General features: G+C 68.0%; 1 pseudogene. It reads right to left on the bottom strand.

The window, feature by feature from the left end:
• Nucleotides 1-238 precede the first annotated feature (238 nt).
• Nucleotides 239-653 (bottom strand): annotated as a pseudogene (locus NLI01S_RS24860) (Crp/Fnr family transcriptional regulator); the annotation flags it as partial.

Raw genomic sequence — 653 nt, 5'->3', positions numbered from 1 at the left:
AGGCTGAGACCGTTCGGTGTTCGTCGAGGGGTGTCGGTGCTGGATTCCGTCACTGTCATGGCAAGAGCCACCAATCCTGCTGAGCGTTGTCGGTGCGTGCGTGATCGCGGACCGGAGTATCGGGCCCCGGACCATGGGCGCGGCCGGGGTCGGTGAGGCGGGTCGACGGGACCGTCCTGGGTCGCCGGGGGAAGGCGGCCGATCGGTCCGGCCTCCGTCGACCGCGCGGTGGGGGTTCTCAGTCCTCGCGTCCCAGTTCGACGTCCTCCAGGATCCCCAGCGCGTCGGGCACCAGGACGGCCGCGGAGTAGTAGGTGCTGACCAGGTAGGAGAGGAGTGCCTGGTCGTTGATGCCCATGAACCGCACCGACAGCCCGGGCTCGTACTCGTCGGGGATCCCGGTCTGGTGCAGACCGACCACACCGCGGTTCTGCTCACCGGTCCGCATGATGAGGATCGAGCTGGTGCGCTCCTTGGTGACGGGGATCTTGTTGCACGGCAACATGGGGATGCCCCGCCAGGAGGGGACCTTGTGGCCGGACATGTCGACGCTCTGCGGGTAGAGGCCACGGCGGTTGCATTCCCGTCCGAACGCGGCGATGGTGCGCGGGTGCGCCAACAGGAAGGTCGGTTCCTTCCACACCGTGGCGACG

It is taken from the genome of Nocardiopsis listeri NBRC 13360, assembly GCF_001570765.1.
Classification (GTDB): Bacteria; Actinomycetota; Actinomycetes; order Streptosporangiales; family Streptosporangiaceae; genus Nocardiopsis; species Nocardiopsis listeri.
Note: the sequence above shows the minus strand (reverse complement) of the source record. Positions and strands in the feature narration are given on the sequence as shown.